The 496-nt window shown below is 67.1% G+C and carries 1 protein-coding gene; it reads right to left on the bottom strand.

Annotated elements, in window-relative coordinates; all coding sequences use genetic code 11:
- On the bottom strand, positions 1-496 hold a 496-nt coding region (locus tag G3I78_RS47720; protein WP_203616522.1), incomplete at both ends, for a cbb3-type cytochrome c oxidase subunit I.

Raw genomic sequence — 496 nt, 5'->3', positions numbered from 1 at the left:
TCCATCGCCGCGACCTCGGGGTGGTGCAGGTCGAACGCGGGCGACTCGGAGCGGATGCGCGGGAGCGACGTGAAGTTGTGGCGCGGGGGCGGGCTGGACGTCGCCCACTCGAGCGAGCGGCCGTAGCCCCACGGGTCGTCGACCTCGACCTTGGGCGCGTTGCGCCAGGTCGTGTAGACGTTCCAGAGGAAGGGCAGCGTCGACGCGGCGAGGATGAACGCCCCGACCGTCGAGACCTGGTTCTCCCACGTGAAGCCGTCCGACGGCGCGTAGTCCGCGTAGCGGCGCGGCATGCCCTCGACACCCAGCCAGTGCTGGATGAGGAACGTCATGTGGAAGCCGATGAACAGCAGCCAGAAGTGCAGCTTGCCAAGGCGCTCGTTGAGCATCCGGCCGGTGAACTTGGGCCACCAGAAGTAGAAGCCCGCGAACATCGCGAACACCACGGTGCCGAACACGACGTAGTGGAAGTGCGCCACCACGAAGTAGGAGTCGG

The sequence above is a fragment of the Streptomyces sp. SID13726 genome (assembly GCF_010548375.1).
Taxonomy (GTDB): Bacteria; Actinomycetota; Actinomycetes; order Streptomycetales; family Streptomycetaceae; genus Streptomyces.
The sequence above is the reverse complement of the archived record's forward strand: the minus strand, read 5'-3'. Positions and strand labels throughout refer to the sequence as shown.